This is a genomic window from Alteribacter lacisalsi, assembly GCF_003226345.1.
GTDB lineage: Bacteria > Bacillota > Bacilli > Bacillales > Salisediminibacteriaceae > Alteribacter > Alteribacter lacisalsi.
Genome location: NZ_PDOF01000002.1, coordinates 117,440 through 142,565 on the forward strand (window position 1 = coordinate 117,440; position 25,126 = coordinate 142,565).

General features: G+C 48.9%; 30 protein-coding genes and 1 riboswitch. Of the genes, 22 read left to right on the forward strand and 8 right to left on the reverse strand.

The window, feature by feature from the left end; all coding sequences use genetic code 11:
* The first annotated feature begins 266 nt into the window (after positions 1-266).
* The 4 genes from CR205_RS11900 to CR205_RS11915 all read left to right on the forward strand — a co-directional run bounded on the left by CR205_RS11900 (position 267) and on the right by CR205_RS11915 (position 3,072).
* On the forward strand, positions 267-428 hold the full coding sequence (locus CR205_RS11900; RefSeq protein WP_110520088.1) for a Fur-regulated basic protein FbpA: 162 nt from the start codon (positions 267-269) through the stop codon (positions 426-428).
* A gap of 142 nt (positions 429-570) precedes the next feature.
* The gene (locus CR205_RS11905) at positions 571-1,062 is read left to right on the forward strand and encodes a hypothetical protein (protein WP_110520090.1); all 492 of its coding nucleotides are present in this window, start codon (positions 571-573) and stop codon (positions 1,060-1,062) included.
* Positions 1,063-1,203: 141 nt separating this feature from the next.
* Positions 1,204-2,070, forward strand: coding sequence for a pirin family protein (locus CR205_RS11910; RefSeq protein ID WP_110520092.1), 867 nt, complete (start codon positions 1,204-1,206; stop codon positions 2,068-2,070).
* A 264-nt stretch (positions 2,071-2,334) separates the two neighbouring features.
* A complete protein-coding gene (locus CR205_RS11915; protein WP_110520094.1) occupies positions 2,335-3,072 on the forward strand; it encodes a class I SAM-dependent methyltransferase in 738 nt (245 codons plus the stop codon).
* A gap of 48 nt (positions 3,073-3,120) precedes the next feature.
* Here CR205_RS11915 and CR205_RS11920 read toward each other — a convergent pair whose 3' ends face one another.
* Positions 3,121-3,987, reverse strand: a complete 867-nt coding sequence (locus tag CR205_RS11920; RefSeq protein ID WP_110520096.1) for a transglutaminase family protein — start codon at positions 3,985-3,987, stop codon at positions 3,121-3,123.
* A 261-nt stretch (positions 3,988-4,248) separates the two neighbouring features.
* Positions 4,249-4,686, reverse strand: coding sequence for an RDD family protein (locus CR205_RS11925; RefSeq protein ID WP_110520098.1), 438 nt, complete (start codon positions 4,684-4,686; stop codon positions 4,249-4,251).
* A gap of 197 nt (positions 4,687-4,883) precedes the next feature.
* Here CR205_RS11925 and CR205_RS11930 point away from each other — a divergent pair, with 197 nt between their 5' ends.
* A complete protein-coding gene (locus CR205_RS11930; RefSeq protein ID WP_110520100.1) occupies positions 4,884-5,021 on the forward strand; it encodes a lmo0937 family membrane protein in 138 nt (45 codons plus the stop codon).
* A 52-nt stretch (positions 5,022-5,073) separates the two neighbouring features.
* Here CR205_RS11930 and CR205_RS11935 read toward each other — a convergent pair whose 3' ends face one another.
* Both CR205_RS11935 and CR205_RS11940 read right to left on the reverse strand, forming a co-directional pair.
* Positions 5,074-5,886: an STAS domain-containing protein gene (locus tag CR205_RS11935; RefSeq protein WP_110520102.1), complete on the reverse strand. Its 813-nt coding sequence runs from the start codon at positions 5,884-5,886 to the stop codon at positions 5,074-5,076.
* A gap of 125 nt (positions 5,887-6,011) precedes the next feature.
* The gene (locus CR205_RS11940; RefSeq protein ID WP_110520104.1) at positions 6,012-6,398 is read right to left on the reverse strand and encodes a DUF1761 domain-containing protein; all 387 of its coding nucleotides are present in this window, start codon (positions 6,396-6,398) and stop codon (positions 6,012-6,014) included.
* A gap of 310 nt (positions 6,399-6,708) precedes the next feature.
* On the opposite strand from CR205_RS11940, the gene CR205_RS11945 reads away from it, so the two are divergent.
* Positions 6,709-7,059 (forward strand): hypothetical protein, encoded by a 351-nt coding sequence (locus CR205_RS11945; RefSeq protein ID WP_110520106.1) that lies wholly within the window; start codon positions 6,709-6,711, stop codon positions 7,057-7,059.
* A gap of 26 nt (positions 7,060-7,085) precedes the next feature.
* On the opposite strand, the gene CR205_RS11950 is transcribed toward CR205_RS11945, so the two are convergent.
* Both CR205_RS11950 and CR205_RS11955 read right to left on the reverse strand, forming a co-directional pair.
* A complete protein-coding gene (locus CR205_RS11950; RefSeq protein ID WP_110520108.1) occupies positions 7,086-7,634 on the reverse strand; it encodes a GNAT family N-acetyltransferase in 549 nt (182 codons plus the stop codon).
* A gap of 96 nt (positions 7,635-7,730) precedes the next feature.
* Positions 7,731-8,066, reverse strand: a complete 336-nt coding sequence (locus CR205_RS11955) for a hypothetical protein (protein WP_110520110.1) — start codon at positions 8,064-8,066, stop codon at positions 7,731-7,733.
* Between the two features lie 318 nt (positions 8,067-8,384).
* Between CR205_RS11955 and CR205_RS11960 the strand changes: the two genes are divergently transcribed.
* The 11 genes from CR205_RS11960 to CR205_RS12005 all read left to right on the forward strand — a co-directional run bounded on the left by CR205_RS11960 (position 8,385) and on the right by CR205_RS12005 (position 19,147).
* The gene (locus CR205_RS11960; protein WP_110520113.1) at positions 8,385-9,545 is read left to right on the forward strand and encodes a hypothetical protein; all 1,161 of its coding nucleotides are present in this window, start codon (positions 8,385-8,387) and stop codon (positions 9,543-9,545) included.
* A 68-nt stretch (positions 9,546-9,613) separates the two neighbouring features.
* The gene (locus CR205_RS11965; protein WP_236634786.1) at positions 9,614-10,405 is read left to right on the forward strand and encodes a class I SAM-dependent methyltransferase; all 792 of its coding nucleotides are present in this window, start codon (positions 9,614-9,616) and stop codon (positions 10,403-10,405) included.
* A gap of 228 nt (positions 10,406-10,633) precedes the next feature.
* Positions 10,634-10,790: riboswitch (cyclic di-AMP (ydaO/yuaA leader) on the forward strand.
* Between the two features lie 200 nt (positions 10,791-10,990).
* Positions 10,991-11,665, forward strand: coding sequence for a potassium channel family protein (locus tag CR205_RS11970; RefSeq protein WP_110520115.1), 675 nt, complete (start codon positions 10,991-10,993; stop codon positions 11,663-11,665).
* A 10-nt stretch (positions 11,666-11,675) separates the two neighbouring features.
* Positions 11,676-12,998, forward strand: coding sequence for a TrkH family potassium uptake protein (locus tag CR205_RS11975; protein ID WP_110520935.1), 1,323 nt, complete (start codon positions 11,676-11,678; stop codon positions 12,996-12,998).
* A gap of 134 nt (positions 12,999-13,132) precedes the next feature.
* Entirely contained in the window at positions 13,133-13,264 is a 132-nt protein-coding gene (locus CR205_RS20715) for a hypothetical protein (protein ID WP_268877419.1), read from the forward strand.
* A 77-nt stretch (positions 13,265-13,341) separates the two neighbouring features.
* Positions 13,342-13,809, forward strand: a complete 468-nt coding sequence (locus CR205_RS11980; protein WP_142669891.1) for a hypothetical protein — start codon at positions 13,342-13,344, stop codon at positions 13,807-13,809.
* A 149-nt stretch (positions 13,810-13,958) separates the two neighbouring features.
* Positions 13,959-14,390 carry a DUF5392 family protein gene (locus CR205_RS11985; RefSeq protein ID WP_110520119.1) on the forward strand — a complete coding sequence of 144 codons (432 nt, stop codon included), beginning with the start codon at positions 13,959-13,961 and terminating at the stop codon, positions 14,388-14,390.
* A gap of 13 nt (positions 14,391-14,403) precedes the next feature.
* Positions 14,404-15,084 carry a response regulator transcription factor gene (locus CR205_RS11990; protein WP_110520121.1) on the forward strand — a complete coding sequence of 227 codons (681 nt, stop codon included), beginning with the start codon at positions 14,404-14,406 and terminating at the stop codon, positions 15,082-15,084.
* The gene (locus CR205_RS11995; RefSeq protein WP_161524766.1) at positions 15,077-16,426 is read left to right on the forward strand and encodes a HAMP domain-containing sensor histidine kinase; all 1,350 of its coding nucleotides are present in this window, start codon (positions 15,077-15,079) and stop codon (positions 16,424-16,426) included. Before CR205_RS11990 ends, CR205_RS11995 begins: the two co-directional genes overlap by 8 nt.
* A gap of 201 nt (positions 16,427-16,627) precedes the next feature.
* On the forward strand, positions 16,628-17,683 hold the full coding sequence (locus tag CR205_RS12000) for a hypothetical protein (RefSeq protein WP_110520125.1): 1,056 nt from the start codon (positions 16,628-16,630) through the stop codon (positions 17,681-17,683).
* 276 nt (positions 17,684-17,959) lie between these two features.
* Positions 17,960-19,147: an MFS transporter gene (locus CR205_RS12005; protein WP_110520127.1), complete on the forward strand. Its 1,188-nt coding sequence runs from the start codon at positions 17,960-17,962 to the stop codon at positions 19,145-19,147.
* Between the two features lie 79 nt (positions 19,148-19,226).
* Here the strand turns inward: CR205_RS12005 and CR205_RS12010 are convergent, their stop codons facing one another.
* Together CR205_RS12010 and CR205_RS12015 are read right to left on the reverse strand one after the other, a co-directional pair.
* Positions 19,227-19,853: an FMN-dependent NADH-azoreductase gene (locus CR205_RS12010; RefSeq protein ID WP_110520129.1), complete on the reverse strand. Its 627-nt coding sequence runs from the start codon at positions 19,851-19,853 to the stop codon at positions 19,227-19,229.
* A gap of 95 nt (positions 19,854-19,948) precedes the next feature.
* Complete coding sequence (locus CR205_RS12015; protein WP_110520131.1) at positions 19,949-20,380, reverse strand: MarR family winged helix-turn-helix transcriptional regulator; 432 nt, start codon at positions 20,378-20,380, stop codon at positions 19,949-19,951.
* Positions 20,381-20,596: 216 nt separating this feature from the next.
* On the opposite strand from CR205_RS12015, the gene CR205_RS12020 reads away from it, so the two are divergent.
* The 5 genes from CR205_RS12020 to CR205_RS12040 all read left to right on the forward strand — a co-directional run bounded on the left by CR205_RS12020 (position 20,597) and on the right by CR205_RS12040 (position 25,071).
* Positions 20,597-21,073, forward strand: coding sequence for an NUDIX domain-containing protein (locus CR205_RS12020; RefSeq protein ID WP_328587729.1), 477 nt, complete (start codon positions 20,597-20,599; stop codon positions 21,071-21,073).
* 76 nt (positions 21,074-21,149) lie between these two features.
* Positions 21,150-21,578, forward strand: a complete 429-nt coding sequence (locus CR205_RS12025; RefSeq protein WP_110520135.1) for a hypothetical protein — start codon at positions 21,150-21,152, stop codon at positions 21,576-21,578.
* 108 nt (positions 21,579-21,686) lie between these two features.
* On the forward strand, positions 21,687-22,151 hold the full coding sequence (locus tag CR205_RS12030) for a VOC family protein (protein WP_110520137.1): 465 nt from the start codon (positions 21,687-21,689) through the stop codon (positions 22,149-22,151).
* Positions 22,141-23,382, forward strand: coding sequence for an MFS transporter (locus tag CR205_RS12035; protein WP_110520139.1), 1,242 nt, complete (start codon positions 22,141-22,143; stop codon positions 23,380-23,382). The genes CR205_RS12030 and CR205_RS12035 overlap by 11 nt, the downstream gene beginning before the upstream one ends.
* A 270-nt stretch (positions 23,383-23,652) precedes the next feature.
* Positions 23,653-25,071 (forward strand): serine hydrolase, encoded by a 1,419-nt coding sequence (locus tag CR205_RS12040; protein ID WP_110520141.1) that lies wholly within the window; start codon positions 23,653-23,655, stop codon positions 25,069-25,071.
* The last annotated feature ends 55 nt before the right edge of the window (positions 25,072-25,126 follow it).

The following is a 25,126-nucleotide window of genomic DNA, read 5'->3' on the forward strand; positions in this document are numbered from 1 at the left end:
AGTCTCTTCTTATCCATGGAGGGGCTTTTTGTTTTTTAATGCTGTGTTCAGATAGGATGCTGCTTTCGAAAAAGTTAAATATGGAGCGGAAGGTGGCGACTCCTGCGGGAAAAGCAGCAGTCGAAGACCCCGGAGGGTGATTTTCCCGAGGAGGCTGAGGCGCTGCCCGAGGAAAGCGTCCACCTGCAGCGCAATAAAACAGCATTTTTTCCGAATACAGCTTTTCTAAAAGCCCCTGACAGTAAAAAAGAGGAGGAATCACCGTTATGGAAAAAGAGGAGAACGGAAAAAAGAATGTGATGATTCAGCAGCTAATTTATCAAGGGGTCTATAAGGTAAAAGACCGGCAGCTTTACCAGCTATCCACCCATGAACTGGAGACTGTCTACAACAGCGTTTTTCATGAAAAGCAGGAAATAAAAGCTTGAGGCTGAAGGCTGCCTGTGCCAATAGGGATGGCATTGGGAATGATTTTGTCTGCTGGTAAAGATTATAAATTAAATGTATAAGATCTGGTCATAACGGGTACGGGATACCAGTGACGCAATTATCGGACAGGGGGGCTCCAGTATGAACAAAAAACTTCAAAGGCTGATGCACCTGCAGGATGCTTTACATGAGCACGAATCGTATGAATACCCGGAAACGGATTATACAAGTAAAGGGGAACCTGTTTTATTTACCCGTTATGAACACAGTCATGGAACGGCACTGTTTGTTTTTACGGCAAATAAGGAGTTTACCTTTCAGAAGCATCAAATCGACCTGTCGTTTGTAAACGGCGCAATACGGATTATGGCAATGAAAATGCCTGGAAAAGGCCATCATGACTTCGGTTATGAGAGCTACCTCCTGAGAAAAGCAGAAGAGATCGCCCGGGAATCAGGCGCGGAAAAAATCGAGTACGCTATTGAGAGCGATCATACACCTTCATTCAACAGGCTGGTGGCCCTTTTTAAGAAAAACCAGTTCAAGGTTTACGGCGGAAGTGCGGAAAAGCGGATTCTGCCGCTCGCACCGGTAACAGTCCCGCATGAACCGAAAGAGGCAGTCGGAGACTAATAGCAGAAAGACAAACAGACCATTTCCCTTCGGGAGATGGTCTGTTTTGTCTATTCCCGATGGGCTGTTAAGCGCGGACACTATGGGCATTAAAGTTGTTACAGCAACTAAAAATCGTTACAATCAGTTACAGAAGGAGTGATGACGGTGGCAGAGCGATTTGAAAGAAGTGTAAACCGACACTGGTATGTAAAATATGAGGAGGCCGCTTTTCCTTTTATCCAGAAGGGATGGGTTCTCCCGGCAGGGCAGTGGGAAACGTTCGACCCGTTTATTCTTATGGCAGAGGACTGGTTCAAAAAAGGAGCTTTTTCAGACCACCCTCACCGGGGTTTTCAGACGCTTACCTATGTCATCGACGGACGGGTGGAGCATACGGACAATGGGGGAGGACACGGGATCCTCGAGCCCGGTGACGTGCAGTATATGAACGCCGGCTGGTACGCCCGCCATGCGGAGGAAGGGGTGGGCGATGATATTGCCCATACGCTTCAGCTCTGGATCAACCTGCCTGCCCATCTGCGTATGTCCGAAACGATTTATCAGGACGTCCACTCGGAGGATATGCCTGTCGTGTCATTTGATGGAGGCCAGGCGAAGGTCATTGCCGGGAACATTGCAGATGAGACAGGCCCGCTTAAGTCCGTTGTACCGATTACGATGACTGAAATTCATCTGGAGGAAGGGGCTGAATGGACGCTGCCGTTACCGGTAAATCACAATGCTTTTTTCTATGTTCTATCAGGCGACATGACGTTTGGTGATAACAACGTGCGCCTTGCCAAGCACGGTGCCGGGACCCTCAGTTTCCAGGAAAACGCCGGCGATGACGAACAGAGCGGGCTCACGATCCGTGCCAACGCCCGCCGCTCAAAAGTGCTCGTCTACTCCGGCAAGCCGATCCGGGAGGAAATCGTCCCGTACGGCCCATTTGTCATGAACACAATGGAAGAGATCAGAGACGCCTACCGGGATTACAATGCCGGTAAGTTCCCGGCACCCAAATAATTTGTACATGACCGGTCTTCTGTGAAGGGAGGCCGGTTATTGTTAAAATAAGTATAAATTTTAGTTAGTAAACCTCTATTATGCGCAGCTGACGCCAGCTGCGAGACTCCTGCGGCACCGCCGCGGAAAGCGAGCGGATGGCGTTCAGCTGAGCTTCGTATAACTGACGGAAGGATATATGCATTATTTTAATGAGACTCCATATGAACGCCCTCCACTTTAGGTGTAAAATGGAATGGCACATGCAAAAGGAGGAAACGCCCTGTGAACATCTTAACTGAAAACATGGATCCTTACCGGAATCCTGAAACCTATGATGAGTTACATAAAGACTATAACGCAGATTTGCCCCTCCTTCTTGAATGGGCAGAAAAGCAGGGCGGCCCTGTTGTGGATCTAGCCTGCGGCACCGGCCGGGCAACGATCCCGATTGCTGAAAAGGGCATCGAGGTAACTGGCATTGACCTGAACACGGGCATGCTGGAGCGGGCGAAACAGAAAACGGCAGGTACGCTGCTGCCTGTAATCTGGTCCCTTCAGGACTGTTCCAATTTTACTGTAGATACGGTCAGTCCGTTCATTTGCATGACCGGCAATTCCTTTCAGCACTTTTTAACCAATGAAGCGCAGGACCGCCTCCTCCGCTCGGTTCATCGCGCACTAGCTGATGGCGGCGTGTTCATTTTCGGCACCCGGTTCCCAGTTCACGAAGATCTGGCACCTGAGCAGACAGAGGAATATGAGGAAGAAGAAGGTCGGCGCGTTCGTTACGAAGAGCGGTACGATGCCGGCAGACAACTCCTTCACTGCAGAACGATCCGCACAGATGAAGACAGCCGTGCGCAGGAAGAGGACATCATGCTCCGCTACACGTACCCTCAGGAAATGGAACGGCTCCTCTCCGGGCACGGGTTTAAGATCGAACACCGGTATGGGACGTGGGAAAAAGAGCCGCTCGACGCTGACAGTAAAGAAATGATTTATGTATGCAGGAAAGCATAACAAGAGGCACCGCCGGCTTTGGCGGTGCCTGCTTTATTTTCATTACGTCTATGTCTGTGGAACCGGTGTATCAAGAAGCGTGCAGCTCACTTTAACTTCAAGATCCTGTGCACCGCCGCGGTAAACGCCCTGCACCGGGCTTAAATCAGAATAATCACGGCCGGTGCTGATCGTGATATGGTTTTCAAGTGCCTCAACATTGTTTGTCGGGTCAAGTCCTACCCACCCGATGCCCGGTACCATCATCTCCACCCACGCATGAGTGGCAGCATCCCCGACTAGCGCAGAATCCTCACCTACATATAAGTACCCGCTCACATATCGGGCCGGAATTCGCTGTGAACGGAGCACCCCGAGCATCACGTGGGCAAAATCCTGGCAGACTCCGCCTTTATTCGGAAACGATTCGTGGGCTTTCGTCCCTACGTCGGTTGTTTCGGTATTGTAAGTAAAGTTCTCATAAATATATTTCATTACATTAAGTGCACACTCCATCGGATTTTCGCATTTGCCGACAGCCTGGATGATCTCATCAATCTGCTCATCGAAAAGGAATGTATACGGGGTGTCTTTCAGGAAGGCCAGATAATGGCTTCTGAAAAGAGCAGAGTGGAAGATTTCCTCCATCTTCGATGTATATTCGATATTGTTAATAAACGGACTTTTCTGAATGCTCACAACCGAGGTGGTTTTCACCTCAAGCGTTTCGTGAACCTCAGGAATGAAAAATGTTTCAACAGTATTGCCCCACAGATCAATATATTCTTTAGTCAGGGATGTTGGGCTGATTTTTGAATCATAGTCCAGAAGACGCTGACACTCATCGGTTTTCGGCTTTAGTCTCACGTAATTGAGACTCTGGTCCACTTTTGTTTCATAGCGGAATGTATTTGTATGTTCGATCCGGTATTTCATTATTTTATCTCCTCTCCGGTCACGGGAATAAATTCTCGGCTTCAGCAGCGGTTCAATGAAGTAATGGAAAGAGCATGATTCTTTTCGGGCTGCCGTTCTGATCCGTGGTCACAGGATATCGTGCTGCGGCATGCCCCTTCCTTCCCCCTTTGCGGAATAAGATAGGGTTCTTTTCCCTTAATCGTGATGAGCTACACCTGGTGAAGAATAAATTCAGTTGAAAAAACCCTCCATGAAAAGACGGAGGGTTGTTTCAGTTCCTTATTTTCCTGACTCATATGGGCTTCGGGGCGGATCGTGGGTCACATATGTGCCGGCAATAAAGTCGTGAATGGATCGTTTGTCCTTACGGATGCCGATCATAAAGGCACTGACGATAGCGGCGATTCCGAATGTAATACCGTACAGCAGACCGGCAATAATATCCCGTTTGATCATGGTCCAGAAAGTCACATTATCTCCATCCAGTTTTACGATACGGACACCAACTGCCCGTTTACCCACCGTGTACCCGTACCAGAATACAGGGACGAGTAAATAGTAGGGAAGCCCGAGCACATCCAGCCATGTCGTCTCAAGGGAAAACCATTGGCCATAAATAAGACCGGCAAGAATACCAAGAGTTATCGAGACGAGAAGTCCATCGACAATATTTCCACCCAGTCGCACCCAGAACCCTGCAGGATTACTCACATCCATCCTAAATCACTCCAATTTTATAGTATGGAAAACTCTTCCCTTTTTTCCTTAAGTATTAAACCTTTCCTCCTGGTGGTACTAGATCTTTGGAATTAGTTTATGAAGAAAGGGATTAAAAGTAAATAGTCAGGGAATAGTTAGGTCAACAGCAATTATCTATTATTACTTGTTGAATTGACACTAAGGAGGAAATGTTCATGCTTTGGACCATTATTGGTATTCTGATTGTATTATGGCTATTCGGTTTTCTATTTGAGGTGGCAGGCGGGCTCATTCACGTGCTGCTCGTGATCGCCCTGGTCGTGTTCATCCTTAACATGATCCGCGGCCGTTAGCCGGTGCCGGATAGGAAAAACCCCGCTCCCTTTTAAAAGGGACGGGGTTTTTTCATGTTCTCGTTTTGAGGTAGCCTTCCAGTGTTCCGTAGGCATTTAGCCCTTTGAAGTTAATTCCGAGCTGGACAGAAGTCTGGGCAACAGCTGGTCTCACGCCGGTCACCACCATTTCTACCCCTATGAGTTCGAGGACGTCATGGATACCGAAGAAATTCTGAGCCACGTACGTATCAAACGCGAGAATACCGGACAGGTCGATAATCAGCGTTTCGATTTCCAACTCTGACACCTTCGGAATAACCACCTCCCTGATATGCCTGGCTCGGACTTCACTAAACTCTCCGACCATCGGCATGACAGCGATCCCCTGAGCAATCGGCACAATCGGTGCCGACAGTTCCACCATTTCAGCTTCGATCGAGTCTAGCCGGTGCTGGTTGCTCACGTTGAATTTGCTGGTCGTGTTCCGGATCACGTCATCAAAAACAAAAATGACTTCTTCATAAAGGCTGGTCAGTTCCGAACGGGTCATTTTATCAAAGAGGCCCTCGTCTTCAAGCTCTTTCATTAAAGAGAGACGGAATGTACTGATCAGTTCGATTGTATCCCTGAGGAATGAACCGTCCCGGAAAAAAGAAGGGTCCACTTCATAGGTAATGTGCATCTCTTCCGTTTCTTCCTGCGTTTTCGTCAGGCTTTTAGCTACCTTGCTGATTAGCGTGGGAAGCATGGTGCGGTGCTTTTCAAGATAGTCGTGCGTCAGTTCTGTGTCGAGTTTTTCTGTCGCATCGTCAATCAGCCTGTCAGTGAGGGCTTCTTTCTTTGTTTCCAGATAACTCGCAATTGAATCAAGAATATATTCCACATCCACTCTCTCCAATATTAGGAATTGTTTGCTTCCTTGAGTGTACCGCACTTGGATTCACACATACAATCAATTACGCAAATTAGTGACATTATTCTTAGTAAATACATTCGAATGAACCGTAATTACAAGATTGTCATGATGGTGCCGATTAACGTAAGGGCGATTAGATGATAGCCGGCTGCGACAACGAACGTGTAAACCGCACTTTTTGTGGCATGGCCGAGTCCGAAGAGAAAATCCTTTGCATAAGCGAGGACTACAACGATGCCAGTAAGAAGCCCATAAAGGGCACCTGCCCCTGCCGTTTCAGCTCCTGCCAGGGTAAGAATCCCGTATAAGGCTGCAGCGGTGAAAAGCGTCACAAGCGTAACCATGGGGAAATTAGGCGGGTGTTCTTTCGTGTTAATCTTTAATACATCAACCCACCTGTTTCCAAACAGGAGAGGGGAATAATAGAGCATGCCAACTGCAATATAGAGGACTGTACCTGCGAGAATAGGAAGAATCATCAAATCAATCCTTTTTTTATTTTGGCTCTGTTAAAGCTTAATGTTGATATTTTTCTTCCGTTGATTGAAGCGAACGCGCGCCACTCCTGCGGGAACAGCGCCGGCTGAAGACCCCGCAGGGCGTTTTTCCCGAGGAGGCTGAAGCGGTGCCCGCGGAAGGGAGCGCAGTGAGCAGAAATCAACAACAGACTTTAACAGAGCCTTTATTTTTATAATAGCACAGAGGTGTCTTTGTCGAACGATAGTAAAAGACAGATTCAGGGAAAAGTGGTATTCTTTATTTACTAAAATAAGGAAGCTGGTGTGCCTGTTGCGTAACCTGCCCAATCCCCTGAAAACCTTTACGTTTTATTTTTTCCTGCTCGGCACAGCCATTTCTCTTTATACGTTTTTGAGGGGGACCGGAGGGACGGTTCTTTTAAGCTATGATCTGCTGCTGGCCCTGCTTATGCGTCTTGAGGTTATGCAGCCGGTTCTGTTTAACCCTGGAACGGTAAGTCTGGAACTTAACTGGCCGGCATTTCTGATCAAACCGCTCACGTTTTCCTGTTACGGAATTGTGATTGATGTTTTGATTTGGTTTGGACGCAGGACCGACCGCCGCGGACTGACGAGGGCAGAAATGCAGGAGATCAAACAGGATGAACTCCCGAAACAGTAGGAAAAAGAACAGCACTGACGGGAATATCAGCGCTGTTCTTTTTTCATGGCTATGTATTCATTCTGAAGGAACCCCATTTGGATAATGTCATGCCACTGCCCGTTACGAAACAGGCTTTCACGGCTGATGCCTTCCTCGGTAAAGCCGATGCTACAGTAAAGGCTGATCGCTTTTTCATTGAATGAAAATACGCGAAGAGCAATCCGGTGAAGGTTCAGTTCGAGAAACGCGTAATCAAGCAGGAGGCCGAGTGCCTCTCTGCCATATCCTTTCCCCCAGTAGCCTTTTTCCCCAATGTCGATGATACATTCGGCATTCCGGTTGCCTAAATCAATCTGAACGAGCGAGGTAATTCCAATCGTTTGGCTGGTCTCTTTGTCCTCGATCATATAGCATTTGGAAGAAGATGAAGAAAGCAGGACGTCCTTCACAAATGATTTCGTTTCCTCCTCAGTATGCAGGTCGAGGGATGGACTGGTGGACTGCATCACGTCTGGATCATTGCGCCAGATATGATAAAGCTCAGTGTCATCCGCAGTCATTTTTCGAAGGGTAATGCGGTGAGTATTAAACATAAAAGCCTCCTATTCATAACGTGCTATTTGTATACGTATGTAAGAAAAAGAAAGTTTCGATAAAAAATCACCCGGAGCTGCTGCTCCGAGCGATGATTATGCCTCTTCTTTATCTTTTGTGGCAAACGCGATAAAAGCTGTGGCTGCGATTACGGAAAGTCCCTGGTAGATCAGAACTTCAACCAGTGACTGGACCCCGTCGCCGCCTCCGGTAATGGCTGTGTACAAGATAGCAGCCACATAAAAAGCAATAAATGAGGCCAGGCCGCACCAGAGACTTTTGCCAGCCCTGTTGGCGACGTAAATCGCGGCAAGCGTAATGAGAACGAGCACCGCACCGGAGCCTTCCAGCACAAAATGGTAGACGAGTACCCCTGCGAACAGCAGGAACGCACCGACTGCAGTGGATACGATAAAACGTGGAAGTGCCATGACTGTAATCCCCCCTTATCGGAATGTATGAAAAAGAGGGACAGGAAATGCCTGTTTGTTAGGGGAGAGGGCGGCTTTAAGGGTTTTAGCAGAACACTTAAGGGACTTAGCCGGATGTTTAAGGGTCTTAGCAGAAACTTGGAGGTTTTAGCAATTCACTTAAGGGTCTTAGCAGAAACTTAGAGGTTTTAGCGATTTTAACGGCCTCGATCAGTGTTTTGCTCATCACTCATGATACATAGAGGAACTCCCTTCACACACAGCGAAGGTTATCAAGGTGAAACTTCCGGGTACAAAAACAAGAAGGAGGCGGGTACGATGACGGCAAAAATTACGAGTAAACTGGACACGACCGGGCGGGTAAGCGTGCCGCGGACAGTAAGGGACAGCTGGGACATGGGAAGTACCGTGAACCTCGGGATTCTCCGGGACGGCCGCGGGATCCGGCTGTCGGAAGCGTTCGGAACGAAGGACGCAGCGCAGACACTGAACAGCCAGAACCGATTGTTTATTCCGGCGGAACTCCGGGAGCGGCTCGGCTGGGCCGCGGACCTGCAGCTCGAGTGGAAAGTTGCCGATCAGTTCGTCCTGATCGGGGATGACTTACGGGTATGTGAGATCTGCTACGGGGATCAGGCGCTTGCACCGGTCCGCCACACATTTCTGTGCGGGGGCTGTCTGGATGAAGCAGGGAAAAATAAACGGGACGCGTGGGAAGATCCTCTTGCCAGGCTCGTGTCCCGATACACAGAGGCATGCAGCCACGCTGTGGACGGAGAAATGGCTGACTTGAATGAAGCGTACGAAATCGGCAGCGAGCTCCGCTTCGTGCTTGAATTTCTTGAAGTACCGGCTACGCACGCCCTGGCGGAAGCGGTAGAAAAGGCACAGAAACGGCTCAGAAAAGTGCTGGTGCCTGCGCGGATGATCGATTCATGTGAAGCCTGGGAAACGCTGACAGGCAAAAAGAAACGGGCCATCGTATACGGAGAGCTCCGGAGTCGGGCGTCAGAAATAAAGGAAAAACAGACCGGCAAGCTGAAAAAACTGCACACGATTATTAACGATGATTTTGAGTATGCGTGGCAGCAATTTAAAGAACAGGAACTTGGCAGTTACGTAGAGGAATGCGACGTTTCAATCCGCCTTAAAACCGCTGAACTCGAGGCGGAAGAAGCGAAAAACGGATGGAAAAAAGCGAAAGGATCCGGTGAGGAAAGCTTCCGGGCATCACTGGAGGCGGCCGAAGTTTACGAGCATGCTCTTGCCCGGCTGATCGCAGTCAAACGCTACGTAACCGACACAGGGGAACGGGCAGCGACAGGCAAACTGGAAAAAATGCAGAATCGTCTGGCTGAGCTTTCCCGAATCACAGATGTAAAAGCCCGCCTTGATGAGCTGGATCGCATTGAGGCTCAGATCGATGTGAAAAAGAAACACATCAGAGGTGTGAAGAAGGAAATGCTCGGGGAAGTGTGAGTCAGGGTGAGGGGGCTGCATACAGCCTGATGGTATAATAAAGAAATAACGACCAGAGGGGGACAACCATGATGACCCGTTACGGTGATAATCTGTTTAAAGGCACAGCCCAGTACTATTCCCGCTACCGCCCCGTTTACCCGGCTTCACTCGTACGTTTTCTCGTGGATCGTTTCTCTCTTGACGGCACAGGTCGGCTGCTGGATCTTGGGTGCGGAACGGGGCAGTTTGCCCAGCGTTTTTCCGACTGGGTGGAGGAAATTGTCGGCATTGACCCCGAGCCCGAAATGATCAACGAAGCGGCCCGGCTCAGCAGGGAAGGCCGGATCAGTAACGCAGACTGGTTTAATGGCACGCTGGAAAACTACCACGACGAGTCTCCATTTCGGCTCGTGACGATGGCCAAGTCCTTCCACTGGATGGACAGAAAAGCGGTGCTCGCAGACCTGTATGACCGAGTGGAGACTGGCGGCGGTGCGGCCATCATCGATACATATGCCCCGGATCAGGCGCAGCCGAAGTGGAAATCGGAACTCGACAAGGTGGTGGCCAGGTGGTATGGGCTGGAGCGCCGCGCCGGCAATGACGTGTACCGTCATCCGAAGATCAGTCATGAAGAGGTGATCAGGGAATCTCCTTTCAAACTGGAAACGGCTTCACTGCCCCCTTCCGAGCACGTCTGGACAGTCGAATCGCTCCTGGGCAATCTCTACTCTACGTCCTATGGATCGAAGCGCTTCCTTGGCAGCCGGATTGCCGATTTTGAAAAAGATCTAAGAGAAACCCTTCTTAGAATTGAGCCGTCGGGGGTGTTCTGGGAAAAAACAAGTACGTCAGTGAAGCTTGCGTTAAAAAACTGATGCACAATAAATAGAGGCTCTTATTAAATAAGAAGAGATTCCCCTCCATTTCGTAATCAGGAGAAATAATGACCCTGAATCAGTAAAAGTGAGTAAAGTATTGATGAAGTCGTAAATTTACACTTATATGGCTTATTTTCACCGATTTATCTACTTTACAACCTTTCGGAGGAGGAGTAATCTATCCTCATCAAAGCAAAACAGCTTTGGTGGAAAAACAGCATACAGCATGTTTATTCGCTTAATCCCCGTGATGACGGGGAGCGGAGGAACCATTAAAGACGGGGCGGTGATGCCTCTTGGGGTGAATCAGCAAATCCTGCTGACGGGCGACTCTTGCGTCCGAATCCGACAGCTAACTTCGTAAGCGTTGAAGAGACGTTCATGCTTTTCCTGAACCTTTATTTTTCAATAGAAAATAAAGGCTTATTATCTGCGGGAAAAACCGGATGAAGCTCTCTTTATCCGGTTTTTTGTATTAAATCGCCAGGGCCCGGCGGTTTCTCAGGCAGATGTGAATATCTTCTGAACGCTCAGGCAGAAACTAAAGTATGCACAAAGACACAGTTATGTTGACAAAAGGAGATGTGCGCAGTGGTAAAAAAAGTCAAGCAGTTTGCCGTTATCGGTCTCGGCCGGTTCGGTGGGAGCGTCTGCAGGGAGCTTCACGAAATGGGCCACGAGGTACTTGCTGTTGATAAAGTGGAAGACAAAGTAAATGAATACGCAGGGTTTGCCACCCACGCAGTACAGTTGGACAGTACTGATGAATCTGCTCTTCGGAGCATGGGGATCGGAAACTTCGAACATGTAGTTGTGGCGATCGGTGACAATATCCAGGCAAGTATTTTAACCACACTTGTTCTGAAAGAATTGGGGGTCACCAAGGTCTGGGTAAAAGCACAGAATCACTATCATCACAAGGTGCTTGAAAAAATCGGGGCTGACATGGTGGTACACCCCGAACTGGACATGGGGAAAAGAATCGCCCACAATATGGCATCCGAAAAAGTGGTTGATTTTATCGATCTTTCGGATGATTACAGTATTGTCGAACTTCTGGCTACGGACAAAGTCAACCACAGAACACTCGTGGATCTGAACATCCGGGCCAAATACGGGGTCACGGTTCTGGCCTTTAAGCGTGAGGAGAACATGAATATCTCTCCGATGCCCGATGACGAGATCGTAAAGGGGGATATTCTCGTAGTGATGGGGCATAAGAATGACCTGAACCGCTTTGAGGAAGAAGGGCTGTAGCATGGCAGGAATGCGCCTTGTCCTATCCAGACTATCGCCTCCACAGCTGCTTGCCTCAGGGTTTCTTGGGGCAATTATTGCCGGAACCATTCTGCTTCTCCTGCCGGTGGCGACAGTAGGCGGCATTACCTTCATTGATGCCCTGTTCACAGCCACCTCAGCCACCACGGTGACAGGACTTGTAGTAATGGATACGGGGAGCGACTTTACGGTTTTCGGTCAGACGGTCATTATGATTCTCATAAAAATCGGCGGTCTGGGTCTAATGGCGTTTGCTATTCTGATTGTCCTTGCTCTTGGGAAAAAGATCGGCCTCCGTGAACGGATTCTTGTGCAGCAGTCGTTCAACCAGACGTCCCTGGGGGGGATGGTGAGGCTTGTGAAGATGCTGCTGATCTTCGCTTTTTCCATGGAGCTTGTGGCCACGATCCTTCTTGCCCTGCGCTGGGTTCCCGAGTACGGATGGGGATTCGGGCTCTTTACAAGTCTCTTTCATGCTATATCCGCGTTTAATAATGCCGGGTTCTCACTCTGGGCAGACAGCCTGGAAGGATACGTTGGGGACCCCTCAGTCAACATGATAATTACGTTCCTCTTTATTACAGGGGGGATTGGTTTTACGGTCGTGTACGATACCATCAAGTCGAAAACGTTTCGTGAGCTGTCTCTTCATACGAAAATCATGCTCGTTGGCACACTCGTTGTTAACGTCATCGCCATGCTCGTGATTTTTGCGCTGGAGTACGGAAATGAAGCGACGCTAGGGGGGCTCGCTCCTGACGAAAAAGTGTGGGCGGCCTATTTTCAGGCGGTGACCCCAAGAACGGCAGGCTTTAATACGGTGGATATCGGCAGCATGAACCCCGCAACCATCACGTTCATTCTGGTGCTCATGTTCATTGGAGCCGGAAGTGCATCGACGGGAAGCGGAATCAAGCTGACGACGTTCCTTGTCATTGTCCTTGCGGTCGTGACCTACCTTCGCGGCAAGAAAGAATCGGTTGTGTTTGAGCGCACGATTCAGGATCACATCGTCATGCGGGCTCTTGCCATCGTGGTCATCAGCCTGGCGGCGGTTGTGCTGAGTATCTTTATTCTCAGTGTCACAGAGAGTGGTGCTCCTTATATTTTAATTGTGTTTGAAGCATTTTCTGCCTTTGGTACAGTCGGGCTGTCCATGGGGCTCACTGGGGAGCTTTCGGACATTGGTAAGCAGGTGATTATCGTCCTCATGTTTATCGGAAGGATTGGTCCGGTGACGCTTGCGTTTGCACTTGCGAGATCGAAGCCTCAAAATGTTCGATATCCGAAGGGCGACGTGTTTACAGGATAGAGATTTATATTGAATGTGTAATGAAAGGCGTAATACCAGCGCCTTTCATTTTTTTGTATTTATGTAACCTTTTAGTTCCTGAACCGTTGTTAAAAGTAGACAGGGAAGTAAAGTGGAGGGAGGGGGGCAGGCTGGTGGAGATGGAGCGGATTAAAGAGCACGTGAACGGCTGGTATCACAGCTACAGCGGTGAAATCTACCAGTACATCTATTACATGACCGGAGACCATGATTATGCCCTGATGCAGTGCACGATACGTTCGTGAAGGCATACAGCCGTTTTTCCATCTTTGACGGGAAAAACGCAAAAGGCTGCTGTTTACCATCGCAAGAAATGTGACGATTGACCAGACTGACCGAAAACGAAGGAGGAATTAACCTGAAGACTTTAATCGCAATGACTGTTGTTATTTTCATGCTGCTCACCGCCTGCGGGGAAGCGGCAGTGCAGGGCGGTGATTGCGGCCTCAGTTTTCTTGAGGAGGCAGGGTACGAGATCATATCGCTCGAGCGGAGCGGCACGATTACATTTACGGAAAAGAACCTGAACGACCTCCCGCATCAGCAGATCTGGGCCGTTCAGAACGTGGAGCCTGAATACTACCTGAATGAACCACTTGTTACGTGCACCTTCACCATACGTAATCACCCGCACGATATTATGTTTGATAAAGGGGTTACCTTGGTTACGGTTCTGTTAAGCGGAAGTGAAGTGATTGGGGGCTGGTCATCTCCCGTAGCCTCAAAGGACACTCTCATCGGAGCACCTTACTCCATTGACGGAAGAACGGCAGAGGAAGTTCAAAATTGAATTAAGCCGCACCGGACAGGTCAGGTCCAGTGCCGCCTTTCATCGTTCATCGACTCCTCATGTACTGATCCTCCCATTTCCGGTTCATACTCAGTTCACATTCACCGTTTATGATAAGGAGGAACAAGATAACAGGAGGAGTGACCATCATGATCTACTCATCTGCAGGAAGCAGTCAAAATGAAATAAACAGAATCCGAAGAAAGCTTTTGCCTTTTATCGTAAAAGGTATTTTTTCTGCCCTGGCAGGAATGCTGCTTTTGGCACTGGCGGTAATAAATCTTTATGTAGTCTTATTTGAACCGGCTTTACAACTCGACAGGGAATCTCTGCAGCTGCTCTTTTCAGTAATCGGCGGGCTCGGCGTTGCCCTTATCATTGAATCTGTCTATCAGCGTAATGCCCTTCAAAAACAAAAGCTCAGCTATATAAAAAAGAGAATAAAAAACAGCCATGTTCCCGAGGTGTTAAGGGACAGCTACATGGTCAGAATAAAACAGGAACCTGGAAACCGGACAACGCTTTTTCAGGCGTTTTTACAAGAGGAAGAGAACCTGCAAAGCAAAAGACAGTCGCGATGATGGAGGAAAGATGATGAGAAAACCGGCTATCCTGGTAGTTGATGATGATTCCCATATCCGAAGACTGATGAAGGTCTACCTTGAAAGCAGCGGTTATACAGTGACAGAGGCGGCGGATGGACAGCAAGCCCTTCGTCTTCTCGAACAGGAGCGCGTGGATCTTGCGGTTGTGGATGTGATGATGCCGTATGCAGACGGCTACGCTGTCACAGAGGAAATTCGCTCCTGGCTGGAGATTCCCGTCATTCTTGTGACCGCAAAAGGCGAGTCGAAAGATAAAATAAAAGGTTTTGAAGCCGGGACGGACGATTATCTCGTAAAACCGTTTGATCCCGTTGAACTTGTACTGCGAGTGAAGGCGCTGCTGAAACGATACAAATCAGAAACAAGCCGTATTATCCATGCCGGCAGCCTCCTCATAGATCTGGAGCAGTTCACGGCAACTGCTGATGGAAAAACAGCAGAGTTGAAGCGAAAGGAAAGTGAACTTCTCGGTATGCTTGCAGGTTCAGCCGGGAAAATTCTGACTCGTGCTCAATTAATAGAAAAGATCTGGGGTTATGACTATGAAGGAGATGAACGGACGGTGGACGTGCACGTGAAGCGGGTGAGAGAAAAACTTGCACGGATTGATGGTCCTAAAATTGAGACCGTCCGCGGACTCGGATACCGACTGGAGAAACCGGATGATTAAGAGCAGTCTCTACGGCCGGACAGTTTTGACGTTTATCGGGACGATCATGGTTAGTCTGATTGCCGCTTACGTGCTCACACCCTTTCTGACTCCCCAGGAAGTAGTTTTTGAAGAGGAAGTCGTTACGCTTGCTGAAACGGTCACTGATATCATCAGTTTAGCTGATGAAGAAGACATCACCGCGCTTCTTGCCGTGCTGGAGAACGTCGGCATAAATGGGGCGGTAATCTCTGGTGAAGAGCTTGACTACGGCACTAATCCGGGTCTGACGGCAGAAGAACAGGAACAGGCGGCAGAAGTCGCTATGTCCGGAACGGAAACGATGGTTCTGCCATTCGGAATAACGGATGTTTCCCGGACGGTGGTTGTCCCATTGGGGGAGGAAACAGCCGTTATCGTTCATGTTGATTATGAAGCAGAGGTTCGTCAGGGCCGCCGGACCACACTTTTTACGCTGCTGATTGTTCTAGTAACCGGAAGCACCCTGACACTTCTTGCTTCCAGGCAGATTGTATTTCCAATACGAAAACTCAGTCTGGCAGCCCGGAAAATGGCCGGAGGTGACTTTTCGATCCGCCTGAAGAGCCGGAGGAAAGATGAAATGGGCGAACTGATTGACAGTTTTAACGATATGGCAGCGGAAGTAGGGAAAATAGACACGATGCGGGAGGACTTTGTGAGCAATCTTTCTCACGAAATCCAGTCACCGCTCACATCGATCAAAGGCTTTACGAAAGCGGTACGCGACGAGGTGATCCCTAAAGAAGAGCAGACCGAGTATCTGGAGATTGTGTACCGGGAGGCGGATCGTCTTTCAAAGCTCAGTGAAAATCTGCTCCGTCTGGCTTCGCTTGATTCCGAGCATCATCCTCTTGAACAGAACACATTTCGACTCGATGAACAGCTCAGGCGGCTGACAGTAAATCTGGAACCTCTGTGGGCTGAAAGGAACATTCAAATAAATCTTGACCTGAACCGAATGCTGGTTACTGCGGATGAGGAACTGCTCGAGCATGTGTGGATTAATCTGATCACGAATGCAGTGAAATTTTCCAGTGAAGAAGGCCGGGTCGACATTGCCGGTGAACAGAAAGGAGCGGAGTTCATTATTCTGGTGAGGGACTTCGGTGAAGGAATCCCGGAACAGGATCTTCCTTATCTGTTTGACCGCTTTTATAAAGGGACCCGGTCGCCATCTGCACAAAAAGGAGGAAGCGGACTGGGGCTTGCAATAACGAAACGGATCGTTGACCTCCACGGGGGGACGATTCAAATCAGCAGCACGGTAAACGAAGGTACCGAAGTGGAAGTCAGGCTGTCTGCTCCATCTTTAACCTCTTGAAATAACAGGTAAAAACCATCATTATTGGTTGTTTTATCCTCCTTTTGTCCCTATAATCAATTCCTTACATGAAGTAACAGAAAACAGGGGTGCCGGCAGGTGACGGTGCCCCTGTTTTTTACTACTCACCTGCCATAATCACTCATAATCCCATTATTGAATACCATATTACCGTCACTACATTGGGCGGGAGAGTGAAACATGAGCGATTATTTTTTGCGGGCACATACAAGTAAAGGATACGTTTCCTTTGCAGAAGATACGGTGAAGAACTTCAAAGATACGATTGTGTTATCAGGGGGAAGTAAAAAGCTGCGGGAAGAGTTGTTAAACAGTCTGGTGAATAATGATGGGCAGGGGGCGGATGCAGATACGAGATACATTCATTTAGTGGATGGCCAAACTCTTGACGGAATCTCATTTGGAAGGGAGCTTCTGATCCTCGCAGAACATCCCCAGCACCGTTTGGAATTTAAAGATGCTCACTGGGTTAACCTGGATGACTGTATTCATTCCCAGGGAATACAATCCTCTCTGGAGGAGAGCTATAGTAAAATCAAGGAAACGGAAGCAAGCGTTCACCGCTTTTTTCAGGAAGGAAAAGCGATTCATGAAAAAAAAGAAGAACTGTATCTGAAAGGCATGGATTTCTCAAAAGCAGATCAGGCAGCTGAAGATGTGATTGCATTGATGTTTCAGGATGCCGATCAGGCCAGGAAATCGTCCTCACCCTATTCAGAAGAAAGTCTTTTTGGGGGAGCCACAGCCTTTGGACCGGTCAACTTTATCGATGAAATCACCCGGCCGCTGAATAACCGGCTGATCATTAAAGGCAGATCCGGTAGCGGAAAATCCACTCTCATGAGAAAAGTGGTTAAACATGCTGAAGTGAACGGACTGTCTGTAATGGCATTTCCGTGCGGGCTGGATCCTGACAGCCTCGATATGGTTGTTTTGCCCGACCTCGGCTTCGCGATACTGGATGGGACGGCGCCCCATGTGATCAACCCTTCAAGAGAGGGAGACCAGGTCATTGATATGTTCGAACGCTGTATGGATCCTGAAGTGGAAAAAAGATATGAAAATGAGCTTCAGGAGCTGTCACATGCATACCAGGAGAAAATGAAAGCAGGCACAGCCGCCCTGAAAGCCGTACTGGAATTAGAGAATGAAGTTGACCGGAAGATTGCCGCTTGTGTGGATCAGGCGTCCTTTACGAGTCTTGCAGAAAGCCTGAATAAGAAGATCAGCGGATAAAGGGTAAAACTGGACGTCTGGCGTGGGGTCCCCGTAATCGGGGGCAACACGCTTTTTTTACTGTGAAAGTACACACCAGTGCCGGAAAAAGTCGGCCTGCAGTGCAGTGGAACATCATTTGATTTCCCCCCCTTCATATCATAGCGAAGGTGCTATAATGATAGAGTGCCGAAATAAATATACACTTTATTTATTTTTCGGCTGCAGCAGAAGAGCCGTAACCTGTCTTCATTCAGGGGCAGGGTTCTTCTGTCTGCGGAGAAAAGGTGGGGTAAAATGCAGGCAACCTGGAAATTAAAAGGGATGTTATTCTTTATACATTCGGCAATGACGATTCTCGTAAGTTACCTTCCGGTTTATTTTCAACACCTGGGACTTACGGGATCACAGATTGGAATTCTCTTGGCAGTAGGGCCGCTTGCAGCGATCATGTCCCAGCCGTTCTGGGGATTTATGAGTGATAAATGGCAAACTGTGAAGCGGGTTTTGCTGAGCTGCCTTATCGGAGGATTAATTACCGGCTTTGTCGTCTTTCAGATGACCGCATTTCTGTGGATCATGCTGCTTTTATTTATCTTCTTTGCTTTTATGGCCCCGGCTGGAGGGCTTGGCGACAGCCTCGCCCAAAAAGTATCCCAGCAGCGTGGGGTTTCTTTTGGAAGTATCAGGATGTGGGGGTCCCTCGGTTTTGGTACATCTTCTCTTCTCTCCGGTTTTCTTCTAGCGAGATTCGGGATCGAAAATATTTATTATCTTTATGCTTTTTTACTTATAATAGCTATATTTTTCTGTACCAGGGCGCCGGATAGTGAACCGGCCAGAAAGAAGGCAAGTCTTAAGAGTGCGTTAAAGCTGGGGGCCAATCCTTTACTGGGTTTCTTTCTGCTTATGATTTTTTTTATAAGCCTGACTCACCGGGTGAATGACTCTTTTCTCGGACTTTACATCGTGGAGCTGGGAGGAAGCGAATCCATTATTGGAACGGCATGGTTTATCGGTGTCATAACGGAAGCGGTCGTCTTTGGAATGAGTGCTTACTGGCTGCGCCGTTTTCACCCGCTTACTTTTATCAGCATCGCCGCTTTCATCTATGTGATAAGGTGGCTGCTGATGGTGCTGGCAAACAGCCCGGCAGATGTCCTGTTTATTCAGGTGCTGCACGGTCTCGCTTTTGGACTTTTTTATTTAACGGCCTTCCAGTTTATCGCGCGGCTCGTGCCAGAAGAGCTGGAATCAACGGGCCATCTGCTTTTTATAAGCGTGTTCTTTGGAGTATCCGGAGTGATTGGCTCTCTTGCAGGGGGCGTGATTATTGATTCCTTTGATTTCAGAACCCTGTATCAGGCCATGTTTTATTTTGCGATTGCCGGTTTAGGTGCTTCGTTTATTTACCGCCGTTTTTATTTCCGAAGCGATCAGGGTAAAAAAGAGCTAAAGAAAATAGCAGACGGGTTGGAGCAGTAAAAATGATAAAAAAGCTGATCAAAAACAAAAACAGGGGAACCGAAGTCTCATTCGGTTCCCCTGTTTTAATGAAATTTTATTAGAATTCCTTCGCCGCGTCGGCTGCTTTCTGCACGCCCTGGGCGATGATTTCGTCAGTCTGCTCAGGGAACTGGTTGTGGCCTTCAACAATCACTTTAGTGATGTCTTCGATGCCCCAGAACCCGAGCATGTTGCTCATGTAGTTTACGGCCATTTCGGCTGACTGGGCCGGTCCTTCTGAGTAGACGCCGCCGCGTGCGTTAAGGAGTGCCACTTTTTTGCCGCCAAGGAGACCTTCAGGACCTTCAGCTGTGTAGCGGAACGTCTTGCCTCCCTGTGCAAGGTAGTCCATATACGTGTGGAGTGCAGCTGGTACCGTGAAGTTCCAGAGCGGGAACGCAAAGACGACTTTGTCCGCCTCGAGGAACGGGTTCAGATAGCTTTCCACGAATGCCGCGTCTTTCTCTTCTTCAGCTGTAAGCTCCATGCCCTGGCCTTTTTTGAACATAGCTGTGATTTTATCATTGCCGTAGTAAGGCAGGTTTTCCTCAAAAAGGTCGATTTCCGTGATCTCGTCCTGCGGGTTTGCCTTTTTATAGCTGTCCGCGAAAGACTTGTACAGCTTTACGCTGACTGCCTGCTCGATTGGACGGTTGTTTGCTTTTACGAAAAGTACTTTTGCCATGATGAATACCTCCATGTGATGTAAATGTATAATTTTTGTTGTTGCAACAACCTTTAGTGCTGTTTAAGTCTGCTGCATAAACGAGCGGACGCGAATTACAGCTGCGCCTCTGCATTGGCTTTCATTTTCAGAAGAAGGCGCTCCATTTCCGCCAGTTCCTCGTCGGTAATTCCCTCTGTAACAGCTGCGTTGAACTGCTCTGCGACAGGAATAACCTGTTCACCGAGTTTCCGACCTTCTTCCGTAAGAAAAACCTTAACAGAACGCCTGTCCTCTGTGCAATGAATCCGCCTGACAAACCCTTTCTTCTCCAGGTTGGAGGCCATACGGGCAATATTGGTCTTATCCTTATCAAGGGCTTCGACCAGTTTGTGCTGGGAAAGACCGTTCTGTTCCCACAGCAGCATCATAATCAGATTCTGCTCAGGCGCAAGATTGAAAGGCGCAAGCCTGGCCTTGATCAGGCTCGTCATCACAAGGTCCGCCTTATGAACTTTTATGCTGATATAGTCTTTAAAAGAAAGCATCGGTGCATCATCCCTTGTTTAGTTGCTATGCATACCAAATTAACAACACTAAGTATAACGAGGGGGAACACGAGCTGTCAAGAATCATACGCTAATAGGAAAAAAGAACCAAATTCCTGTGCGGCGGGCCTGTTTACGGAAACAGGCAGGGAACGAAATCGTCTTTTGTCGAAGTAAGAACACATAGAAAAAAAGGAGTCAATCAATGTGACAGAGATGTACACAGACTGGGGCGGCAGGGTCAGGCTTTCCTGGAGGACAGACCATGATTCAGCCTCACAACAGATTACGAGTGTGCACGGGTTCTGTTTTTACAAGGAACGGCTGCTGGTCGTAAAACTCACTCATCGCGGTTGGGATTTTCCAGGGGGTCATGTGGAACAGGATGAGACACCTGAGACAGCCTTCAGGCGAGAAGCAGCTGAAGAAGGCGGTGTAAAGGGAACCTGCAGGCTGCTCGGAGCGGTTGAAGTCGACCACCGGGAAAATGCGAACTGGGAGTCCGGGGGACCATACCCGGAAATCGGCTATCAGCTTTTTTACCGGATGCAGATCACGGAAGTGCTGCCTTTTCGGGCGGCATTCGAGTCGGAACAACGGGCTTTTGTAAGTCCGGCCGAAGCTGCTCGGAGACACCATAACTGGCTTCCTATTTACGACGCTATTCTGGATAAAGCTTTGAATAGAAAATAGCCAATTTTTTGAAACCTTTATCGAGTCTCATCCGTGTATACAGGTAAGGAAAAAACAGCAGGAGGTGAACAGTCAGGTGCAGAAAAAACAGGTATGGATGATCGGGTCCATGGTTCTTTTACTGAGTCTGGCGGCAGCGGGCTATTTTGCAGCCTCAGGAATGACACAGGGGGAAGTCTCGTCGGTTAAAATATCGGAATTCAGCCGCTGGGGAAGCCAGGAAGGAGAACAGATTGCGGTTCTGAAAGACAGCAGCGAGATTGAGCAGATCCTGAGGGCTGTTCAATCGACCGATGAAATAAAAGGTGTGGTTGATTTTGTAGACGGTGATTTTGAAGTGAAGGTAGTCTATGAGACTGACACCACAGAGTTATTTCATCTCTGGATTAACGAAAACACCACCCTCGGAGCAGTCATGAACCCGGATGATTCCCACAAGCTTTTTGCCCTGTCCGAATCTCAGACGGCCGAATTGAAGAAAATCCTCTGGGGGCGGGAGTTCTGACAAGCAAGTGATACATAATCTGCGACCCGGGTCGTAGAAAAAGTCCTTCCCGGCCTCCATGAGGAAAAGCGCCGCACGCGGTACGCTTTTTTCAAGGAGGTTTTTTCAATGATTAAAGGACTGTATGAAGCTCATCTGCCGGTGAGAAACCTTGAAAAGTCACTGGCATTTTACAAGGGACTCGGACTCGAATTCAGCCACTCTGTAGAGGGAAGGCTGGCCTTTTTATGGATTGAGGAAGGGAAAAGCTGGCTCGGACTGTGGGAATGCGGGCAGGCTCGGCTCGACTATCATCCGTCCATCCGGCACGTTGCCTTTGAAGTGACGCTCGAGGATTTAAAGAAAGCGGTGAGCTGGTTGGTGGAACGGGGGCACGAACCTCGGGAAGCATTCGGTTTTGAGCCGGTGGAACCGTTCGTCATGGCCAACCCGGTATGTACTCACGCCAAGATTCACTTTAACGACCCGGACGGCAACAGTCTGGAGCTGATCACCAGCATTCCCAACCCGCGAAAGCGCGAGGGCATGATGTATCTGAGCGATTGGGAGCAGGCAAATCGCGATGTACAGTAAGGTGCTGAAAAATCGTAACGTCCGGTTTTATCTGGCCGGTGCAGGGGTTTCCCGGCTTGGGGACGTAGTGGCCGGCCTCGCTTTTCTGTTTCTTGCATACGAACTGACCGGATCCGGTCTCTATACAACTGGCGTTGCGGTTTCACAGGCGCTGCCCTACCTGTTTTTCGGTCTGATTGGGGGCGTGATCGCAGACCGGATGGATAAAAAACGGCTTCTGATTGCGATGGACGTGATCCGGGTTCCGATCGTTCTCTCGCTCGTGGTGATTTATCAGGTGGATCTACTCGTGTACCCGTACCTGATTGCGGCAAGCTTCGCCCTGCAGACGTGCGGCTGCTTTTTTAACCCTGCCTATCGTGCTGTTCTTCCACTGATCACGAAAGAGGAGGAGCGCACGACGGTAAACAGTCTGTATGATTCGGTTACCCGAGGGGTTCAGGTGGGAGGACCAATCGTCAGCGTCGGTCTGCTCACGCTCGGGGAGACCATCCACTTCTTTACTTTTGATGCAATTACATATGCTGTGAGTGCGGTCCTGATCTACCGGATGACCTGGCGGGAAACAGGTACTTTGGGGGATGAAAAGAAACCCGGTGTGGGGAGAGCAATTCTTGATTTTGCCGATTGGGTAAAAAAGCAGCATCAGATAAGAACGCTGTTTCTCATAACGTTTGTGATGGTCTTTTTCAACACGTGGGTGTGGCAGGTCGGTCTTCTGCTTCTCATGATGGAGACGGTTGGGCGGGCTGAGGAATGGTACAGCCTGCTGATGGGCTGGTTCGGGGCAGGAGTAATCGCGGTGAACCTGCTCATTCCATTCGTCTGGAAGCGGATGAGCCTCGCACTGTATCTCGTGGGATCGGCTGTCTGGGGTGCAGGCATTATAGTAATCGGCCTTGCGCCGGCGCTTCCGGTGTATTTTATTGGGGCGGGCATTGTGGCTTTGGGTCTGCCTGTTGCCGGGCTCGCCCGGGTTTACCTGCTGCAGACACTTGTGCCTGAGGATATGCTTGGCCGCGGCTTTAGTTTTAATGCCGTACTGCTGTACACGTCCAACGTGATTTCCCTGGGAGTTTACGGAGGACTCTCTCTTGTGGTCCCGGCCAATATGCTGTTTCTTGTGAACGGCATGCTGATGACGGCTGTGGCAGGAGGATGGTTGTTTGGGGTGTGGTACAGGGGAAAAGAGGCGTTTAGAAATGAATTGACGGAAAATTTTTTAAAATAAAAACGGGCAAGGATATGCTGAAAGAAGAATAAGAGAGGAGACCTGTCCAATGGTGAAAGCATAACGGTTGTTTCGTAAAAGTGGATTCCCCTTAAATGTTGAACCTGTAAAAACAAGGGGGGAGTATGCCCTTTTGACCCGTTATGAAGCTTTCGCGTATGCAGGTTTTCCTGCGGATACGCAGAGTACCCGTCCGGCGGGGACTCTGTTTTTTCACGGCTTTAATCAGGTGAGGTGTGCAGCTTTCCCAAAAATGGAGGTAAGGTATCGATGCAGAATCACCAATTGACAGATACACTCAATGTACTTTTGGAAGAAATGATGAAAAATGAGCCGATTCCCGGTCTGGCGGTCAGTGTCGTCAAAGACGGTCAGGTCATGATGGCTAAGGGGTTCGGTGTGAAAAACAGGGATAGTCAGGAACCAGTCACAGAACGCTCCCTGTTTCATATGGCCTCTGTGTCAAAAACGTTTGCTGCTCTTGCGGTGGTAAGGTTGGCGGAACAGAAAAAGCTCGGCCTGGACAGTCTGGTTACAGATTATTTACCGTACTTTGAGCTTGAAGACAAGCGATACAGGCAGATCACCATCAGGCACCTGCTGAGTCACACGTCCGGTCTGCCTGATGAAACACACTTTGACTGGGCCGATCCGGCAATGGACGATGGAGCACTCGAGCGGTATGTAACGAACATCAGTCACCAGACGCTTCTCCGTGAGCCCGGTTCGGCTTTTCACTACAGCAATATCGGCTTTGAGATTCTTGGTGACGTAATCCAAAAGGTAAGCGGAAGAACGTTCGAAAGGTATATGAAAGAGGAAATTCTTACACCGATCGGAATGATGGACAGCAGTTTTATGAAGGCAGACACGGAAGCGGAGCTCCTCACCTCACCGCACAGCCTCCATACACATACTTATTACGGACCGGAAGTGAATCCGATTTTCCCGTACAGCCGTTTTCATGCTCCGAGTTCAACGCTCTGCTCAAATGCCGTGGACCTGGCAACATACGGTTCGTTCCTCTTATCCAGGGGAAAAGAGATCATCTCTGATGAGGCATTTTCATCCATGACGGAAAAACACGGGGACACCGGATGGGGAGAAGCGGTTTCGAATGTGGGTCTTTCCTGGTTTCTTGGCACGTATAAAGGGCGGCGGATGTTCTCCCACAACGGTATGGACACAGGCTACCGCAGCAGCCTGATTGTTCTGCCGGAAGAAGATCTGTCGGTTGCGGTGATGATTAATGCCGATTACATCGGCACACGGGTTGTATGGCAAACGATTGTAGACGTATTCCTCGGTGAGCAGATTAAGGCCGTACCGGTATCTCTGGCCCGGCGTCTGGCAAAAACAATTGCAGAGGACGGTGAAGAGGCGGCAGAGGATGTGTTTGTAAGATTTGAGCAGCAGAAGTTTGAAGGATATCTGGTACTTGAAGGAGAGCTCAATTTTGCTGCCTATGAATTTTTCGAACGGGGACAAACAGAAGAAGGCATCTGCCTGCTGAAGATGGCAGCCCGCATTTTCCCGCAATCCTCCAACATTCAGGACAGCCTGGGGGAAATGCATGAAGCGAGGCAGGACATGCATACAGCGCTTCATCATTACAAAAAAGCAGTGGAGCTGGATCCTGAAAATAAAGAAGCAGCCGCAAATCTGGCTGCCTTGAATGAGAAAATGTAATCAGGCGATGAAGACCCGTGACGTTTCTTCTTCCACCCCGTTACATGCGATAAGG

What these genes read in the sequence shown, in the direction of transcription:
- CR205_RS11900 (WP_110520088.1), top strand. Translation starts at nt 267, where the DNA reads ATGGAAAAAGAGGAGAACGGAAAAAAGAATGTGATGATTCAGCAGCTA.
- CR205_RS11905 (WP_110520090.1), top strand. Translation starts at nt 571, where the DNA reads ATGAACAAAAAACTTCAAAGGCTGATGCACCTGCAGGATGCTTTACAT.
- CR205_RS11910 (WP_110520092.1), top strand. Translation starts at nt 1,204, where the DNA reads ATGACGGTGGCAGAGCGATTTGAAAGAAGTGTAAACCGACACTGGTAT.
- CR205_RS11920 (WP_110520096.1), bottom strand. Translation starts at nt 3,987, where the DNA reads ATGAAATACCGGATCGAACATACAAATACATTCCGCTATGAAACAAAA.
- CR205_RS11925 (WP_110520098.1), bottom strand. Translation starts at nt 4,686, where the DNA reads ATGGATGTGAGTAATCCTGCAGGGTTCTGGGTGCGACTGGGTGGAAAT.
- CR205_RS11930 (WP_110520100.1), top strand. Translation starts at nt 4,884, where the DNA reads ATGCTTTGGACCATTATTGGTATTCTGATTGTATTATGGCTATTCGGT.
- CR205_RS11940 (WP_110520104.1), bottom strand. Translation starts at nt 6,398, where the DNA reads ATGATTCTTCCTATTCTCGCAGGTACAGTCCTCTATATTGCAGTTGGC.
- CR205_RS11950 (WP_110520108.1), bottom strand. Translation starts at nt 7,634, where the DNA reads ATGTTTAATACTCACCGCATTACCCTTCGAAAAATGACTGCGGATGAC.
- CR205_RS11955 (WP_110520110.1), bottom strand. Translation starts at nt 8,066, where the DNA reads ATGGCACTTCCACGTTTTATCGTATCCACTGCAGTCGGTGCGTTCCTG.
- CR205_RS11960 (WP_110520113.1), top strand. Translation starts at nt 8,385, where the DNA reads ATGACGGCAAAAATTACGAGTAAACTGGACACGACCGGGCGGGTAAGC.
- CR205_RS11965 (WP_236634786.1), top strand. Translation starts at nt 9,614, where the DNA reads ATGATGACCCGTTACGGTGATAATCTGTTTAAAGGCACAGCCCAGTAC.
- CR205_RS11970 (WP_110520115.1), top strand. Translation starts at nt 10,991, where the DNA reads ATGTGCGCAGTGGTAAAAAAAGTCAAGCAGTTTGCCGTTATCGGTCTC.
- CR205_RS11975 (WP_110520935.1), top strand. Translation starts at nt 11,676, where the DNA reads ATGCGCCTTGTCCTATCCAGACTATCGCCTCCACAGCTGCTTGCCTCA.
- CR205_RS11985 (WP_110520119.1), top strand. Translation starts at nt 13,959, where the DNA reads ATGATCTACTCATCTGCAGGAAGCAGTCAAAATGAAATAAACAGAATC.
- CR205_RS11990 (WP_110520121.1), top strand. Translation starts at nt 14,404, where the DNA reads ATGAGAAAACCGGCTATCCTGGTAGTTGATGATGATTCCCATATCCGA.
- CR205_RS11995 (WP_161524766.1), top strand. Translation starts at nt 15,077, where the DNA reads ATGATTAAGAGCAGTCTCTACGGCCGGACAGTTTTGACGTTTATCGGG.
- CR205_RS12000 (WP_110520125.1), top strand. Translation starts at nt 16,628, where the DNA reads ATGAGCGATTATTTTTTGCGGGCACATACAAGTAAAGGATACGTTTCC.
- CR205_RS12005 (WP_110520127.1), top strand. Translation starts at nt 17,960, where the DNA reads ATGCAGGCAACCTGGAAATTAAAAGGGATGTTATTCTTTATACATTCG.
- CR205_RS12010 (WP_110520129.1), bottom strand. Translation starts at nt 19,853, where the DNA reads ATGGCAAAAGTACTTTTCGTAAAAGCAAACAACCGTCCAATCGAGCAG.
- CR205_RS12015 (WP_110520131.1), bottom strand. Translation starts at nt 20,380, where the DNA reads ATGCTTTCTTTTAAAGACTATATCAGCATAAAAGTTCATAAGGCGGAC.
- CR205_RS12020 (WP_328587729.1), top strand. Translation starts at nt 20,597, where the DNA reads ATGTACACAGACTGGGGCGGCAGGGTCAGGCTTTCCTGGAGGACAGAC.
- CR205_RS12030 (WP_110520137.1), top strand. Translation starts at nt 21,687, where the DNA reads ATGATTAAAGGACTGTATGAAGCTCATCTGCCGGTGAGAAACCTTGAA.
- CR205_RS12035 (WP_110520139.1), top strand. Translation starts at nt 22,141, where the DNA reads ATGTACAGTAAGGTGCTGAAAAATCGTAACGTCCGGTTTTATCTGGCC.
- CR205_RS12040 (WP_110520141.1), top strand. Translation starts at nt 23,653, where the DNA reads ATGCAGAATCACCAATTGACAGATACACTCAATGTACTTTTGGAAGAA.